Source organism: Methanoregula sp., assembly GCF_049686655.1.
Classification (GTDB): domain Archaea; phylum Halobacteriota; class Methanomicrobia; order Methanomicrobiales; family Methanospirillaceae; genus Methanoregula.
Window position 1 is genome coordinate 1 of the sequence record NZ_JBAVIG010000079.1, and the last position, 14,399, is coordinate 14,399.

At 53.0% G+C, this 14,399-nt stretch carries 17 protein-coding genes; 5 read left to right on the forward strand and 12 right to left on the reverse strand.

Annotation, left to right across the window (positions count from 1 at the left end):
• Nucleotides 1-249 (reverse strand): hypothetical protein (locus WBL42_RS11590; protein WP_424721441.1); only part of this gene is annotated, 249 nt, incomplete at its 3' end.
• 9 nt (nt 250-258) lie between these two features.
• Nucleotides 259-1,284, reverse strand: coding sequence for a helix-turn-helix domain-containing protein (locus WBL42_RS11595; RefSeq protein ID WP_424721442.1), 1,026 nt, complete (start codon nt 1,282-1,284; stop codon nt 259-261).
• A 460-nt stretch (nt 1,285-1,744) separates the two neighbouring features.
• On the opposite strand from WBL42_RS11595, the gene WBL42_RS11600 reads away from it, so the two are divergent.
• The 5 genes from WBL42_RS11600 (at nt 1,745) to WBL42_RS11620 (ending at nt 4,742) form a co-directional block, all read left to right on the forward strand.
• Nucleotides 1,745-1,879, forward strand: coding sequence for a hypothetical protein (locus tag WBL42_RS11600; protein WP_424721443.1), 135 nt, complete (start codon nt 1,745-1,747; stop codon nt 1,877-1,879).
• Nucleotides 1,880-1,926: 47 nt separating this feature from the next.
• Nucleotides 1,927-2,295: a hypothetical protein gene (locus WBL42_RS11605; protein WP_424721444.1), complete on the forward strand. Its 369-nt coding sequence runs from the start codon at nt 1,927-1,929 to the stop codon at nt 2,293-2,295.
• A gap of 162 nt (nt 2,296-2,457) precedes the next feature.
• Nucleotides 2,458-3,513 (forward strand): hypothetical protein, encoded by a 1,056-nt coding sequence (locus WBL42_RS11610; protein WP_424721445.1) that lies wholly within the window; start codon nt 2,458-2,460, stop codon nt 3,511-3,513.
• A gap of 2 nt (nt 3,514-3,515) precedes the next feature.
• Nucleotides 3,516-3,803 (forward strand): hypothetical protein, encoded by a 288-nt coding sequence (locus WBL42_RS11615; protein ID WP_424721446.1) that lies wholly within the window; start codon nt 3,516-3,518, stop codon nt 3,801-3,803.
• A 516-nt stretch (nt 3,804-4,319) separates the two neighbouring features.
• Nucleotides 4,320-4,742 (forward strand): hypothetical protein, encoded by a 423-nt coding sequence (locus WBL42_RS11620; RefSeq protein ID WP_424721447.1) that lies wholly within the window; start codon nt 4,320-4,322, stop codon nt 4,740-4,742.
• 163 nt (nt 4,743-4,905) lie between these two features.
• On the opposite strand, the gene WBL42_RS11625 is transcribed toward WBL42_RS11620, so the two are convergent.
• The 10 genes from WBL42_RS11625 to WBL42_RS11670 all read right to left on the reverse strand — a co-directional run bounded on the left by WBL42_RS11625 (nt 4,906) and on the right by WBL42_RS11670 (nt 14,364).
• Nucleotides 4,906-5,889 carry a DEAD/DEAH box helicase family protein gene (locus tag WBL42_RS11625; RefSeq protein WP_424721448.1) on the reverse strand — a complete coding sequence of 328 codons (984 nt, stop codon included), beginning with the start codon at nt 5,887-5,889 and terminating at the stop codon, nt 4,906-4,908.
• Between the two features lie 330 nt (nt 5,890-6,219).
• Entirely contained in the window at nt 6,220-6,663 is a 444-nt protein-coding gene (locus tag WBL42_RS11630; protein ID WP_424721548.1) for a carboxymuconolactone decarboxylase family protein, read from the reverse strand.
• Complete coding sequence (locus tag WBL42_RS11635; RefSeq protein WP_424721449.1) at nt 6,663-7,601, reverse strand: methanogenesis marker 7 protein; 939 nt, start codon at nt 7,599-7,601, stop codon at nt 6,663-6,665. Before WBL42_RS11635 ends, WBL42_RS11630 begins: the two co-directional genes overlap by 1 nt.
• Nucleotides 7,598-8,182 (reverse strand): methanogenesis marker 17 protein, encoded by a 585-nt coding sequence (locus WBL42_RS11640; RefSeq protein ID WP_424721450.1) that lies wholly within the window; start codon nt 8,180-8,182, stop codon nt 7,598-7,600. Before WBL42_RS11640 ends, WBL42_RS11635 begins: the two co-directional genes overlap by 4 nt.
• The gene (locus tag WBL42_RS11645; RefSeq protein WP_424721451.1) at nt 8,183-9,421 is read right to left on the reverse strand and encodes a methanogenesis marker 15 protein; all 1,239 of its coding nucleotides are present in this window, start codon (nt 9,419-9,421) and stop codon (nt 8,183-8,185) included.
• Complete coding sequence (locus tag WBL42_RS11650) at nt 9,418-9,864, reverse strand: methanogenesis marker 5 protein (protein WP_424721452.1); 447 nt, start codon at nt 9,862-9,864, stop codon at nt 9,418-9,420. Before WBL42_RS11650 ends, WBL42_RS11645 begins: the two co-directional genes overlap by 4 nt.
• Before the next feature lies 1 nt (nt 9,865).
• Nucleotides 9,866-10,324, reverse strand: coding sequence for a methanogenesis marker 6 protein (locus WBL42_RS11655; RefSeq protein ID WP_424721453.1), 459 nt, complete (start codon nt 10,322-10,324; stop codon nt 9,866-9,868).
• Entirely contained in the window at nt 10,321-11,850 is a 1,530-nt protein-coding gene (gene mmp3 / locus WBL42_RS11660) for a methyl-coenzyme M reductase-associated protein Mmp3 (protein WP_424721454.1), read from the reverse strand. Before mmp3 ends, WBL42_RS11655 begins: the two co-directional genes overlap by 4 nt.
• 7 nt (nt 11,851-11,857) lie before the next feature.
• Nucleotides 11,858-13,471 (reverse strand): methyl coenzyme M reductase system, component A2, encoded by a 1,614-nt coding sequence (gene atwA / locus WBL42_RS11665; protein ID WP_424721455.1) that lies wholly within the window; start codon nt 13,469-13,471, stop codon nt 11,858-11,860.
• A gap of 56 nt (nt 13,472-13,527) precedes the next feature.
• Entirely contained in the window at nt 13,528-14,364 is an 837-nt protein-coding gene (locus tag WBL42_RS11670; RefSeq protein ID WP_424721456.1) for an HAD family hydrolase, read from the reverse strand.
• Between the last annotated feature and the right edge of the window lie 35 nt (nt 14,365-14,399).

Consider the following 14,399-nt stretch of genomic DNA (forward strand, 5'->3'; position numbering starts at 1 on the left):
ATCTTCAACAGAGAGTTCGATGTGATCCTCTTGCAGAATGAGTATTTCCTGGGCCTCGGTATCATTGAGTGCCAGAATTTTGAGTCCTAACGAGGCAAGCTGTTTTTCAGAATACGATCCGGAGATCTCATACGCGACGATATCGGAGGTGTGGAAGTCAAATGGAAGGAGAAACAGTGTATCGAAGATATCCCCGGCTAAGAAATCGAAAAGGATATTCGCATCGATACAGCATGGTCTCACGCTCATTCTCGCTCCTCACTGGCACGGCACGGCTAACAGGGGGGAGTCGTCTCCTTTCAGTTCATTGAACCGGGACTGTGATATTTTGTGTTCGGTCAGGGCCCGGAGGAGGAGAAGTTCGAACTGGGTCGGGATCTCCAGTTCGACCGGCTTACCGGGTTCCTCCAGGTGCCAGCCGTGGGATCTCATCTCGATCCAGTGCCGGTCTGCTGCCGCTTCTGAGATGATATTCAGGGTCCGGGCCCGGTAGATCAGCGCACCCATGCTGATTCCGTACTTGTGTTTGAGGACATAGAGCTCCCGTAAGTCGAGCATCCTTCGCTTCGGGCCGAGCTCCGCCACTACTGCCTGTCGGGGGATCAGGAATGCGCCTGCAAACCGGAAGGCAGCTGCCTCTTCATCGATCCCTTCGTCAAGGTTCAGGAGCAGGTGTCCCAGTTCATGGGCGAGGCTGAGGCGTCGCCGGTCCCCGGGAAAGGATTTATTGACGATGATGAGCGGGTGTTCATCGTTATACTTCATCGTCAGCGCATCAAATTTTGCCGGGCCCTGGATAACCCCGACCTTGATCCCGTGCTGTTCCAGTACGTCCATCAGGTTTTCAATGGGGTTGAGGCCGAGATTCCAGGCCTCACGGACCCGGACGACGACGTCTTCGATCTTGTCGATCGAGGAAACACGGCAGGATTCGGGATCCGGCAGATCAAGCGGTTTTTCCGATCCGGTAATCTCCTCGACTGCGAGGTACCGCTCTAGCCAGTCCGAGGTCTTCCCAAGGATCTGCGTTTCATCCTTCGGAGACAATGCTTTCCGGGCCCGGTATACAGGTTTCGTAAGCCGGATCGTGGAAGCCCGGAAAAAGTACTCCGGCCGGACTTCGAGCGCCTTCGCAAGAGCGATAAGAACTGTCGAGTTCGGCCCGACGGCCCCGTTCTCGTACTTCGAGATCGCCATCTTGGTAACGCCGAGCTTCTGCCCGAGCGCCTCCTGCGATAACCCGGCATTGATCCTGGCTGATTTTATGCGTTCACCAAATGCCATCCCATTTTCCCTCTCAAACCTTTTAATTTCTATAATTTAGTTTACCAATTGGTAAATTCTTACCAATAAAGTAAACTCCTTAATTACATATAAAATAATGTAATGAAGATTGTTATTTTTTGTTTGTACAAATCAAGAATTTTTACGACATTGATTGATTGATTAATAGATTGATTGATTAATCGATTAATGAATAGATAGATAATTCAAATTTTGGATGGATACTGTAGAAAACTTTAAGTAAAAATAGCGGGATCTCTAGTACCTAAGCAGCTCAACTGGGCTGTGAATAAAGGATCGGGGATCTTCAGCTCCCGCACATGCCTTTGCTGAAAAGAATGAATTTGCTGACAACAACTCATCATCTTTTCAGTTCAAAAGGCTTGTGCCCGACGAAGGATTTTCCCGGCTCCCTCTAGTGGAACGAAGGAGTTGACAAACTCGGGAGGTGAGAAGAAAAATGGGTCTCAGCGCAGGCACAGGTCCTGCAGCCGGTATTCTGATTGGAGGATTACTGATCATGGCGGGCAACGCGATCGGATGGCTTATACTAGTTGGCGGGTTCGGGATCAGTATCCTCTGGGCGATCAGGTAAAAATTTTATTTTTTGGAGAAGGTCGAAAGATCAAAATCAGGAGGAGCATGTCAAGAATATATCACGGCGGGATTCTGGCCATTTTAACAGGAATAGTCTGTGATATTGCATTTTCAATAGCGGATTTGTTCTTGAGAGAACTCTGGGCATTAATCAGAATTCCCTTCGAGATTATCGGCGCGATATTTCAGATGTTTGCTACCATTGACGCTATGCGGACAAACCTGGATATCCTGAGTTCGGTCCTGAGTATTTATCACAATTTTACGAGTGGGTTATCATTCCCGGAAAATTTTCTTCAGTCAATTAGCCCGTTGGGCACCCTGATCTGGATTGGATTCTGGGGAGTCGTATTCTGGTATATCGGGATACCGGCACTTGGTGTGCTGTTCTCCATACTGACGGATCATCGATAATTATTTTTCATCCGAACTATTGGTGAAGTCTTGCATTAACGGATCCAAAATCTGAATTGGATCTTTTAAGACGATAAATACTTCAGAGTATTTTGGCGGGTATAAACAGTCGATCCAAATTTATAGAAGAAGACTTATGAGTTTACCTGCGGATGAATAATTATGGCAGAACATGAGACCAAAAAATTTTGGCTCATTATCGATGGAAAGATAGTCACCGATCATAAGATCGAGGCATACACTTTTGGAAAACTTTTGACAAATCTCCAGAAGGTTGTCGATGTCTTTCAACAGACAAAATATGGGGAACATCCGAAAACGGATTTCAAATTATATCTCACGAATGTCAATAAAGGCAGTGTGGCTGTCGGGTTTCAGCCTATCGATTTTACAACCGAACTGTTCAAGGAATCCCTTGTGTTCGATGAGATGGTTTTTGATCTTCAGGACCTCATCAACTCACTTATCGAAAACACTGATGAATTTCGCGAGAAGATTGAACGTGACTTTGAGGATCCGTCACAGATTATCCGGTTCCTTGAAAGTTTCCGGGCTTTGCTTTCCAAGAAAAATAAATTCAATGTGAAGGTCGGTTACGATACAAAAAAACCTAAAAGACCGATCGTTTTACCTTCACACCGCGAGGCTTACATTGAAGGTCTTATCTCCGAATATTACCGGAAGTCAGCGATCGAGATCAAAGGCGTCATCACCCGCATAAAGGGAGACGAACCGCGATCCTTTACCATCAAGACTCTTGACAATGAAACGATCAAATGCGATTATCCTGCAGACTGGGAGAAGGATGTCAGGGCTTTCTTCAAATCGTCGGTGACAGTGAATGGTGTTATGAGCAAAAGAGCCCGGTTAAAGGAGATGGAAGTTGTCAAGGATATCCAGTCCTTTAATTCGATCACTCTGGACTCTCTTGACGAGTTTACGTTCCGGCAGCCCGTTGCTATCCGGGTATCCTACGATGATAAGGACAATCACTGGTGCCTTGCGAACGAGGAGTTGTCGCTGGAGGGATATGGAAGCACATACGAGCAGGCGCTTTCCTCGCTGAAGGAAAGCCTTGAGTCTCTCATCGTCGGGTATCTCGCCTTCAAAGATGCGAAGCTGTCGGAAAAATCACGGAAGATCAAACAACATCTTCAGACGTATCTTGAGCTGAATGACTACCGCACGAAGTTTGGCGAGCTCACGGTAGAGGCTTGATCATGCCCATCAAGCAACGCGAATTTTCAAAAGCTGCGCTGAAGAAGGGCTTTGTCAGGGTAAAGAGCGACCATTGTTATTTCTATCTGAAGAATTCGGACAATGAAATTACCAATGTCCGGACAAAGATCGGTCAGCATGGGAACCTGAAGGATATATCCGATGATCTGCTGGCGGTAATGTACAAGCAGCTCCATTTCGAATCAAAGAACGAGATGATGCGATTTATCGACTGCACGAAGAGTTACGAGGAATATCTCACATATCTCAGGGCCCGGAATATCATCTGAAAGTTTTTTTTCGGCGAAGGTACCGGATTGTCACAACTTCCCCGCAAACGCCTTCCCCAGCACCGCCTGGGTCAACGCCTCAGTACGCTTCGTTGAGGCCACAACCGAACGCTCACTCGGTTTCCGCACGCCACTTAGGAACGGGATATGGTTGACAAGCTCGCGTTATACTGTCAAAGAATGGTGGCGTAGGAAAAGATCCTTTCTCCTGGGGGAGAATTGTCTATCTATTTCACGCTGGAAAAAATAAAAATCTGTTAGCCCGATCAATTTCACACCGCCCAGCGGGGGTTTTATCATAAACGGTTTAAACTCATATACGGATATATTTCACTAATTCAGAATAACCGGTCATGAAAAAATATGCAACAACGCAATACTACGGATACGAGATCACGGGCACTTGAACATCTAATCCTTTTACTGTTAGGTGCACGTGATCAGAAAATTTCCCTTCTCCATCTTGAAAAGGAGGCATTTTTCCTGTGGAATTTTCATCCGGATATTAAAAATTTCATGAATTTCATCTCGCATTATCGCGGACCGTACTCCGAAGAGATCCAGCAGGTTATCCGGAGTCCCTTCAATCTTATCGATTGCTGGACCTATACCCCTCCGGCCCGGCACGACACGCTGAGCGGCGGATATGTCGAACTCACTCCTCACGGGAGACAAGAGTACAAGCGGCTCTATACTGCCAGTTCAGCAAATTTCCAGATGGAACCAATTCTTGCTGCGATGACTATGGTCCGGGAATTATATGATAAATTGTCACTGGAAGAACTCCTGCTCCTCATCTACGATACGTATCCGGAGTATCAGAAGAAGTCGGATGTGTTTGAATCGATCCGGAAATCAAAGAAAAGGCTGGCGGACAGCCTTGTAAAGAAAGGGTTAATCGACAAGGACCGGTACGAAGATCTGATGGCGAGCAGCTGAAATGAGAGACTGTGTCGTAGCAGATTCAACATTTTACAGTTGCTGTGCCTGTGACATCAAACGGAAAGACATTCTGTTCCGCTTCCTCTCGTTATACCCCTTCTATCTGGGCGAGAAAATTTCAAGCGAACTTCCGGAATCCCTTGCAAACAATGACGATTTTTCACGAAGTGTCAGTGAATACAATTTCGATTACTTCCAGCTTATCAAGCCTTTTTTCGGAAGGAATGCAAGCCATGTCGATGACGGCGAGTACGAAGCAATCGGGATAGGGTATATGCTGGATCGTGCAGACATAAACAAAGGCATGGCCGGGCTTGGGATCCATCAGGTACGGAGTCGGGATCACCTTTGGATCGAACTTCTCCTCCTCCTCAAAATCCTCTTTGAAGAACCGCTGGCTGTAAACTTCGTAAGCCTTGTCGAACTTCAGGCCCGGCCGGGCTTCGAAGGACGCGAATGCTTTGACGGCCTGTGCCGCGAGAGCCCGGCGGTCGACAAGAAAGAGAATCCTCTTCGCCACCCGGGACTCCATCAGACGGTAGACCTCATTGACCATCGTATAGGTCTTGCCGGTCCCGGTCGCCATCGCGACAAGCATGGTGCGTTTCCTGTCGCGGATGCCCTGTTCGATCGCATCGTTCGCCTCGATCTGGTACGGGCGGATCATCGGATGAGCATTGTCCCAATCCGCCAGCCGCTGACAGGCATCATCGAATTTTTCCTTCAGCCGCTCAGCGAGAGCGGAAGGTGTGTGGAATTTTGTAATCTGGCGGGAACGGTTCAGGGGATTGCGGACATCGTGGTACCAGATAATCTCGCCATTGGTTGAATAGAGGAACGGGACTCTGAATCCGGAAAAATTGAACGGGCTTTTTGGAATCCCCTCGGAGTACCTCTCTGCCTGGGTGAGGACGTTCTGCGGGCCAAGCGAAACTTTCTTGGCCTCGATGACCGCGAGAATCTTCCCGTCGACAACAAGAGCGTAATCAGCTGGTCCGTTATCTGTCTGGTATTCTTCGAGAGCGGTGTTGTTGTAGGATGAGAGATCCATCCCCTCTTCGAACCGGACGATATTCCATCCTGCTGCTTTCAGTAAGGGATCGATCCGCTTCTTCCGGGTCTGGCGTTCGTTCTCTTCGGACATCGGTAGTGTACAATGATGATGATTTTTATAATGAGAAAAATGTTGTTCGTTTTTTGGGCCGGTTTCAATTGCGTGGGTTTATCACGAATAACCGCGGGGATCATTCTATCGGCATCAATAAAAAATGGTATAAACCGTATGTCCCCGGTTTGAACGGTGAAAAAACGCTCTACCCTTGCGGCAGAAGATAAGCATGAAAAATTTCCATCAGCCCCTGCCCAGCGAACAATAAACAATTCCGGAAAAAAGAAAAATTCCCTTAAACCAGAACCCGGGCTTACTTCTTCCCCGCCGCCCGCTTCTGAGGACCCCGCGTCTGCCCCTTCTTCCTCACCGGCGCAACCTTGACTCGCACGGCACGCACTTCTCCATCTTCTCGTCGACAATACGGTAAGCATTGGCGAGCACCGAGGAGTTGGAGATCATGCCTGCGAGCAGGATCACCTCAAGGACCTCTTCCCTGCTTGCGCCCATCCGGAGCGCTGCAGTCATGTGGTAACCGGTACAGTGAGGACACTTGAGGGCCGCCCCCACCGCCATACTGATCAGCTCCACATACTTCGGGTCGAGCGGGCTTGTCTGGGCAACGGTCCCTTTGTAGAGCAGGTGGGAGATCAGCACTTCGGGGCGCTCCCCCATGCGCTTGAAGATGAGCGGCACCTTGCCGTACTCGACCTCGATCGCCTTCATCCACTCGTCAGCCGTAACCTCTGCGCCCTGCTCCACGATATGGGCGAGGCGCTCTTCGAACTCATCCTTTGTTGACCGTGTCATCATACCACCGTGTTCGTATCAGAGAACGGCCGGATCCGCACAAGGATATAATCCCGCATCCGTGAGGGGACTACGTCGGCAACATCACCCAGCGTGATCCCGTCCTCGATTTCGATCTTCCTGAGGTCCGCGGCAAACGTATCGTAAGGCAGCTTTACCCGGAGCCCTGCCATCTGGACCGTGAGGGGAGTTGGCGAGGTCACGTCCAGGATGGCAGGCACTTTCTCCCGGATCAGGCCCATGAGGCGGGCCGGGGCAACCGAGAGGGGGTCCTTTGCGATCTCCTCGCGCTTCTTCTCCAGCACCCGGGTGATCTCGGCCACGATCTCGTCCAGCTTGTCCAGCTGATCAGCCTCCTTGGTCCTCCGCATGAACCGCCCGACATTCCCGACATAGCCGTCCATCGGCGGGTCGGTGATCTTTTTGAGGATCTCGATATCCGGCCCCCCGCAGAGCACGATTGGCACATCGATTCCCCGCCGGAGCGTGGGGATCTTGTACTCGATACAGGTCTCGAAATTGCCCATGAGGTAAACTGCGATGTCATGCTCGTTGATCACGTCCCGCTCCTCATCATTCAGGCTGGCGATCCTCTTGCCCGGGCCCCGGGCGAGGCTCACCATGTTGCTTTTCGCGCCGAGCCGGCGTACGTATTCTGCGATGTCGCAAGAGGGATGAGGGAGGTGGTGGATCTCAAGACTCATGCTGACGATAGCGATCTCCGTTCCCACAAGTGGTGAATCAGTCACTTCCCCGAAAAGGGGTCGTGAGATCTCGCGGATCAGTTCGATATCTTCACGGGGCACAAAGCACTGGAGTACGACTTCCTGGGCGATGAGGTGCTTCTGCACCACGTACCCGCCTAGGTCCTCGATCAGGTCAACGACAACGTCGTGCTGGAAGATCCCGCCCTTGTAGGTGACCGGTACCAGCGTCATGGCGGTACCTCGCCCATCAGGGCAAACTTCGCTTTGACGAGCGAATCGATGTCTTCAGCAAGTGTGTCCTCGCTGGCCACGAAGATGAATTTCTCCGTTGTAAAAATCTCGCTCCGGAGCCGGAAACCCTCGGGAGCAATACACCGGAGGGCGTAGATGAGGTCCTTGTGGAGCGACTCGCTCGGATCGGCAACAATGATCTCTTCTATCTCGGCAGGTGATGCCGGAACTTCATACAGGATTATGGTGAACCGGTCGGGCTGTTCGACCTTTTCCTTGCCAAACCGCTCCCAGAAGATTTTGAGCGTTGGCGCCAGGTACGTCTCGTCCGAGATGACGAGGGTCATCTTGCCCTCCTGCGGGTTGACATTGGCAAAGTCCCTGACACGGATCACGGTTGTGATCTTCTTGAGGATGCCGACTGCGACAAAGACCGGGATCCTGGGATCAATGAAGATGTGGAGCTTGCTGACAACTTTCAGCAGGTTGTGGTCGAGCAACACGTCGTTTGCGATCTGCTTGTAGTACTCAGCACCCAGGGGCTCGGGGCATTCCACTTCAAAGTACTCAACGGCAAACATCTAATCGTTCCTGATGAATCCTGATGCGAGGAGCGCTGATCCGACGGCACCAATATACTGTGAGTGGGGTGGCACTACGATCTTTGTCTGGAGGAGTTCGCCCATTGCGTGAACGAGCCCTTCGATGAGCGATGTGCCCCCTACCATGATCACCGGTTCCTTGATATCCACTTCCTGCAGCTGCTGCTCGAAGACCTGCTCCGCGACACTATGGCAGGCAGCAGCGGCCACGTCCTCCCGGGTGCTCCCGGCAGCAAGGGCGTTGACGAGGCTCTGGGTGCCAAAGACGATACAGTAGCTGTTCATCGGCACGCGCCCTCCGAAACCTTTCATGGAAAGCGGGCCAAGCTCGGTGATCTCGACGCCAAGGCGCTTTGCGGTCATCTCAAGGAAACGACCGCTTGCACCGGCACAGATACCGCCCATCGTAAATACACCGGGGATACCATCCATTACCGTGATCGCCTTGTTGTCCATGCCGCCGATATCGATGACCGTTGCAGGACCGTGCTGTCGATCTGCAAGATAGACTGCGCCTTTTGAGTTGACGGTCAGCTCCTCCTGGATGAGATCCGCTTTTATCTCTTTGCCCACAAGAAACCTCCCGTATCCTGTTGTACCAATGGCCTGCACATCTTTGAGCGTGATCTGCGCTTCTGCAAGGGCATGGTCGATCACGTTCTGGGCACTCTTCAGCACCTCCGTCGTGGGTTGCCAGCCGGTCCCGATGATCTGGTTATCCTTCATGACAATGGCCTTGGTTGTCGAGGAACCGGAATCGAGGCCGAGCGTGATCCCCTGCTGGGCTTCACGGGCAAGGAGGGCACGCCTACGTGCAATGGTGGTCAGGGCTTCCATCCTTGTCAGGAGGGTGCCGGCGGTTGTCCGCTCAGTGAATGAATAACTTACTACCGGGAGCTTTGAGTGCTCGTGGATATAGCGCCGGAGTTCGTTCCGCACGATTGCTGCCTCGGCACACCGGAAGCAGGTACCAATGAAGACCGCATCTGCATCGACCCTGCCATCGACAAGTGCTTTTGCCCGGGCAATCGCGAGCTTAAGGTCAGGGCTTCGCACGTCCAGGCCGAATGCTTCAAAGTCCCGCCGGATGTCCTTGAGGGCGATGTCCGGGAAGAAGATCTCCCCGTTCACCTCTCTTGCGGCGGCATCGATCTCATGCTGGACGCCGGAGTACTCAGGGCCGCAGGAGAGCTGGGCAATCCGTACCGGCGGGGTCATTTCCTGCCCCCGAGTTCTCCTAGGAATCGTTTGATCGCGGCCACGAATTTTACACCCTCTTCCTCGTTTTTCGGATAGTACAGGTCGAGCTTCGGAATGTTTTTCTGGCGCACGAGGAACTTGATCAGCTCGTTAGTCCTGGCACAGCCCATGCACCCGAATGCGAGATCGGCGTCGTTGATGATGATTGCGGCTTCGCATTCCTCGATCATCGGGCCATAGAGCGCCATTCGCCCCCGGACGCCGCTCGGGACCTCAACTGCGGCCCATTTCAGCCCCTTCTTTGGCTCTTCCGGAGTGATCTGGAGGGGCGGGGACTCAAGTCCTGCGGTCTGGATACGTTCGCGGACGGCAACTGCCGATGAGAGCGGGGTATGGCCGTGCCGTGCCACCAGGTCAGAGAGGATCAGGCTCGTTGCGGGATAGATGAATACTTTTGCCATTTCAGGACTCCTGTGCGTCGATCAGTTTTTTCAGCGTAGAGATATCGATAACCTTTTTATCGAGCGGGTTCTCAGGTGGCGGGACTGTTGCTTCATCGCGCTTCTTGAGTTCCTCAAGCCCGTGGGAGACATATGGTATCACGGTCATCTCGTACTCCATGCCGTGGTATCCCGGGCGTGCGCTACCGAGGTTTGCCCTGCAGCGCCGGGAGTCACCCGGCGGGAATCCCCGGTCCTTGACAAAGATATGGTCCGGGTCCATCTTCCGGAGTTCAGTGACGATCCGGTTGACATCCTCTTCTTTGCCGTTTACCACGAGACCAAAACAGGTCTCCTTGATCATCGCCCCGTCCGAGATCTCATACCCCCGGATTGCCAGATCGGCAGGTGTGATCTCGAATGATTCCACGACCACGTACTTGGTGACGCTGCCCACGTGGACCGGCGTATAATCCGTCACCGCTTCACCTCCCTGATATACACAGTTTCCCGCTCCTTCACTTTCCTGAGTTTCTGGGTATCGATTACATGCCCGATGATGTTAGTCCCTTCAAAAGGCTCCGATGTCGGGCCGAACTCCTTGTTCGCGGAGAGCCGGACCCCGACGAGACCGGCGCCTTTCCGGGAATCGTTGGTGATAGCAAGAGCCGCGGCCGGGACCTCATCCTGTGGTAAATTCTCCGGTATGATCTTGGCACCGGATGCAATCGCCGGTTTGAAGAGGACCACGTCGTCGAATTTAAAAAAGACCGGCATCATGCCGGCTTCATGTTCCTTGAGCCCGGTAAATTTACGGAAGACCTCGCAGCTGTGCGGAGCGGCGGAATCATCGAGTTCAATATCAATTACTCTTTCAGTCGGAGCCGTCGTTACCATGACGCTCTTTTCGTTGAGGACATCGAGCGTTGTCCCCGGTTCCTGGGAGACGATAATCCGGTCGTTGTCGTCCTTGTCAGCCTTAAGGTTAAAACCGGCTGAAGCTGCGATCTCTTTGGCTGTTGCAAGAGGACGGCCGAGGAGATCGATCCGGAGAGGCCGGACATGAACGATGAGGACATCGTTCTCCTTCGCAAGTTTCGCAAGTTCAATCCCGCGGACTACCTGTCCGACCGTGTTGTGGGCAGGGCTGCTCGGGACGTCTGCCCGGTAAATGTAGATCCCTCCTGCTGATTTCCCGGCATTCCGCATCGTCACGGTCCCCTCCCGCCTCGGGCGCCGGACCTCCTTCTCCACATCCTCTTCACCGGCCAGGTGCGGGTCGAGAATATGCGTGCTCGCGGCCCGCCTTACGGTGAATTTTCCCGATTGCAGCGCGAGGAGCATGTGTTCAACACTTCCCGCGGCCTCCGTTGTGATCCGGTCCTGTGCATAACCCTGAGCCACAATCTCTAGCGAGGTCACGACCTGCATGCCGTCTTCGAGCACAAGCCCCATATCGGTTGTGGTGAATGACCGGCTGGTGTCGGCCCAGCTGATCACCGGCTCAACCTTCGTGATCCTATCCCCGTGGGTAAACCTGTCAAGTACACCCTTGCCGCTTACTATTCTGCCGATGATGCCTCCGGTCTCATCGGCGCCATGATCTGCCGAATGCCGGTTCTTAGCGAAGAGGAGGTAGGATCGTTGCGGTTCGTACCCTCCGCACCCAAGGATCACATCCCCGCGTTCGTACAACCGGGGTTTCCGCAAAGGCCGGATTCCAGAAGGGAATGGCCCGAATGCGGCCACGTACCTGTCTACCCAGTGGAGGGCAAGACTCTCAATAATTGCGGCCGATTCGAGAAATGCGGCACCCTGCCCGGCAACTTCTATGGTGATGTCACCGGCAGTCGTAGTGATCCCAAGGTTTGCGGTCCTGGTCTGTTCCTGAGTGGCCGGTCTGATAATTGCAACGGCGCAACCTTGTGGGTGATCGGAAAAGATTGAAGAGAGTAGTGCCCCGGGGGCAATCTCCATCCTCACTCCGTTGAGGTGGATGGTGGCCATGATCACCTCATGCGGTGGGCTGGCTCATGATCCTGCGTTCTTCTTCGGTAAGGATCGCGAGAACATCAGCGGTCTTGCCGATCTGGATGATCTTGCCGCCCCGCATGAGAGCCAGACGGTCGCACACGTCCCGGACGAAATCCATATCATGGGAAACTACTATGAATGTCTCGTCCATCTCCTCACGGGAGTGCATGATGGAGTGTTTCACATCAATTTTGGTGATCGGGTCCATGGTACCCGTAGGCTCATCAAGAATCACGATCCGCGGTTCGCGGATCAGTACCTGGGCGAGGGCGACCCGGTGCCGTTCGCCTTCGGAGAGCTGACCGGGCATACGGTCAAGGATCTCCTTACTCTTCTCATCGGTAAACCCGGCCATCTTAAGGGTGACAAGTGCCTTGCGCATGGCGAGCTCCTTGGGGAACTCGAGGCCGATCGCATCGGTGAGGTTATCGAGGACGGTGCGATGGGGGAAGAGGTCGTACTCCTGATGAAGGAGCCCGATGTATCCTGTAGCCCTGCCACGCTGCTCAATACCCGGCTTGGTCATGTCTATCCACTCTTCGCCGATCCGGACGTTGATCTCCCCGCTTGTCGGCTCGACAAGGCCGGCGATGATGCCCGAGAGCGTGGTCTTACCGGCCCCGCTCTTGCCGATGATACCGAAAATTTCCTTAGTGTAGACTTCGAAGGAGACGCCATTGACTGCCTTGACCACGCCGCGGTCCACAGAAATGTAGCGCTTGACAAGATCCCGGGCTACAACAACCTTGTCCCCGAGTTCAGCCTCCTCGAACTTCTCGGTATCATCGCATCCTTTCATGAACTCCAGGATCACGTCTTTCGGTGTGCCGATCTTTGCTATACTTCCATTCTCCAGCAGGATTGCCCGGTCAGCTACGTCCTCGATCACCTGTGAAAAATGGGAAGTGACTACGATGCCCATATTGTTGGTCTTTGCTGCATCGATCAGCATCGCGTGGACCACTTTGGCCGTTCCCGGGTCAAGCGTGCCGGTAGGTTCGTCGGCAAAGAGCATGAAAGGCTCTTTTGCGAGCTGCCGGGCGAGAACCACCCGCTGCTTCTCGCCACCGGAAAGGTCACGGGCGATGTGCATCATCCGGTGGGAGAGCTTCACCTGGTCGATGAGGTCGGCGGCCCGGTTGATCGCCTTCTCCTGAGGGTAGTCGATATCATCGAGGGCGTGAAGGACATTCTCGATGACTCGATCATCACCATACAGGGCAAAAGTACGCTGGAACATGATCGCTGTGCGTCGCATGAGGCGCCGCCTCAGCTCTTCGTTGGTCTCGTTCCAGAGATCCACGTTGAGAGGCGAGAGAGTTGCACCACAGCGGGGACACGGCTTTCCCGCAGAACTGCCCACATCCATATAATTGCATCCGCCACAGGCAGCTACATGATAAATGATCCGTCCGCTGGTCGGGGGCTGCTCAACCCCACGAATGAGGTGCATAAGGACCGTCTTGCCGGCGCCGCTCCTGCCGATAATCCCGAGGATCTCCCCTTCGCCAATTTCAAAGGAAATATTCTTGAGCACCCTCTCGCTATCAAAATCCATGCAGAGATTGTCGACCGTGATCAATGGAGCCTTCATAGTACCCTTGTACCTAATGTGAAAGAGGTGTCATATTACCTTTTATATGATACCTCTCAGCCGTCACGATCGCTAATCGTGGCTGACCTGAGCAAAGCCTGCACAATAGTTACTACGTCGCTCACGTTATTCACAACATGGTCAGCGACCCTGTACAACTCTTCCGGACGTTCGCCCGGCTGCTGAATAGTGAGGATGGCGATGTCGGCAGTGCGCATGGCGGCCAGGTCGTTGATCCCGTCCCCGACCATGACCACCCTGTCGTATTCCTGCCGGAGATCGTTGACGATCTGCGCTTTGACCGTAGGTGTAGCGACGCCGTATACCCGGTCTCTCGGGATACCAAGGTGATCGGCCATCTTTTCGAGTTTGGTGACACGGTCGCCGGAAGCGATAAACATTGGTACGCCCATCCGGTGGAGCGAGGTGACAACATTTTTTGCCCCGTCAAACGGCCAGCCGCCGGCTGTTATCGTAAACTCAACATCCCTGTCTGCCATGTTGATGATCGCGCCGCTGTTGAGGGTGAGCACGGCCTCCGCTTTGCAGACTGACCATACATTCCGGATGCATTCCTGGAGGTCGATAACCCGCGCGTGTTCATCCGTATAAAGAACGTCCCCGATATCCTCAGCGGTAATGATCTTACGGGTGCAGCTCACCCCGAAACCGACATTTCTTGCTATCAGGTATTCTGAAAGGAGCCTGTCACCATCGGCTGCCATGAGATCCTTGGAATGGACCGGGAGAACGATAAGCACACGATCCGGGGAACTGAACGTGAGGGTTGTTGTCTCGATGCCTGGAAGCAGTTTCTTATGGGCGATGTCCTTTGCGACCCGGTAGGTATTCAGCAGTGTTCCTGCACTGTCAAAGACTACTGCGACCGACATCGATCTTCCCTGCGCCCGCTTTCTGTGACAAACTC

Excerpts from the sequence above, each read along its gene's own strand:
- WBL42_RS11600 (WP_424721443.1), top strand. The coding sequence starts at position 1,745 with ATGGGTCTCAGCGCAGGCACAGGTCCTGCAGCCGGTATTCTGATTGGA.
- WBL42_RS11595 (WP_424721442.1), bottom strand. The coding sequence starts at position 1,284 with ATGGCATTTGGTGAACGCATAAAATCAGCCAGGATCAATGCCGGGTTA.
- WBL42_RS11630 (WP_424721548.1), bottom strand. The coding sequence starts at position 6,663 with ATGACACGGTCAACAAAGGATGAGTTCGAAGAGCGCCTCGCCCATATC.
- atwA (WP_424721455.1), bottom strand. The coding sequence starts at position 13,471 with ATGAAGGCTCCATTGATCACGGTCGACAATCTCTGCATGGATTTTGAT.
- WBL42_RS11605 (WP_424721444.1), top strand. The coding sequence starts at position 1,927 with ATGTCAAGAATATATCACGGCGGGATTCTGGCCATTTTAACAGGAATA.
- WBL42_RS11625 (WP_424721448.1), bottom strand. The coding sequence starts at position 5,889 with ATGTCCGAAGAGAACGAACGCCAGACCCGGAAGAAGCGGATCGATCCC.
- WBL42_RS11615 (WP_424721446.1), top strand. The coding sequence starts at position 3,516 with ATGCCCATCAAGCAACGCGAATTTTCAAAAGCTGCGCTGAAGAAGGGC.
- WBL42_RS11620 (WP_424721447.1), top strand. The coding sequence starts at position 4,320 with ATGAATTTCATCTCGCATTATCGCGGACCGTACTCCGAAGAGATCCAG.
- WBL42_RS11645 (WP_424721451.1), bottom strand. The coding sequence starts at position 9,421 with ATGACCCCGCCGGTACGGATTGCCCAGCTCTCCTGCGGCCCTGAGTAC.
- WBL42_RS11635 (WP_424721449.1), bottom strand. The coding sequence starts at position 7,601 with ATGACGCTGGTACCGGTCACCTACAAGGGCGGGATCTTCCAGCACGAC.
- WBL42_RS11670 (WP_424721456.1), bottom strand. The coding sequence starts at position 14,364 with ATGTCGGTCGCAGTAGTCTTTGACAGTGCAGGAACACTGCTGAATACC.
- WBL42_RS11650 (WP_424721452.1), bottom strand. The coding sequence starts at position 9,864 with ATGGCAAAAGTATTCATCTATCCCGCAACGAGCCTGATCCTCTCTGAC.
- mmp3 (WP_424721454.1), bottom strand. The coding sequence starts at position 11,850 with ATGGCCACCATCCACCTCAACGGAGTGAGGATGGAGATTGCCCCCGGG.
- WBL42_RS11640 (WP_424721450.1), bottom strand. The coding sequence starts at position 8,182 with ATGTTTGCCGTTGAGTACTTTGAAGTGGAATGCCCCGAGCCCCTGGGT.
- WBL42_RS11610 (WP_424721445.1), top strand. The coding sequence starts at position 2,458 with ATGGCAGAACATGAGACCAAAAAATTTTGGCTCATTATCGATGGAAAG.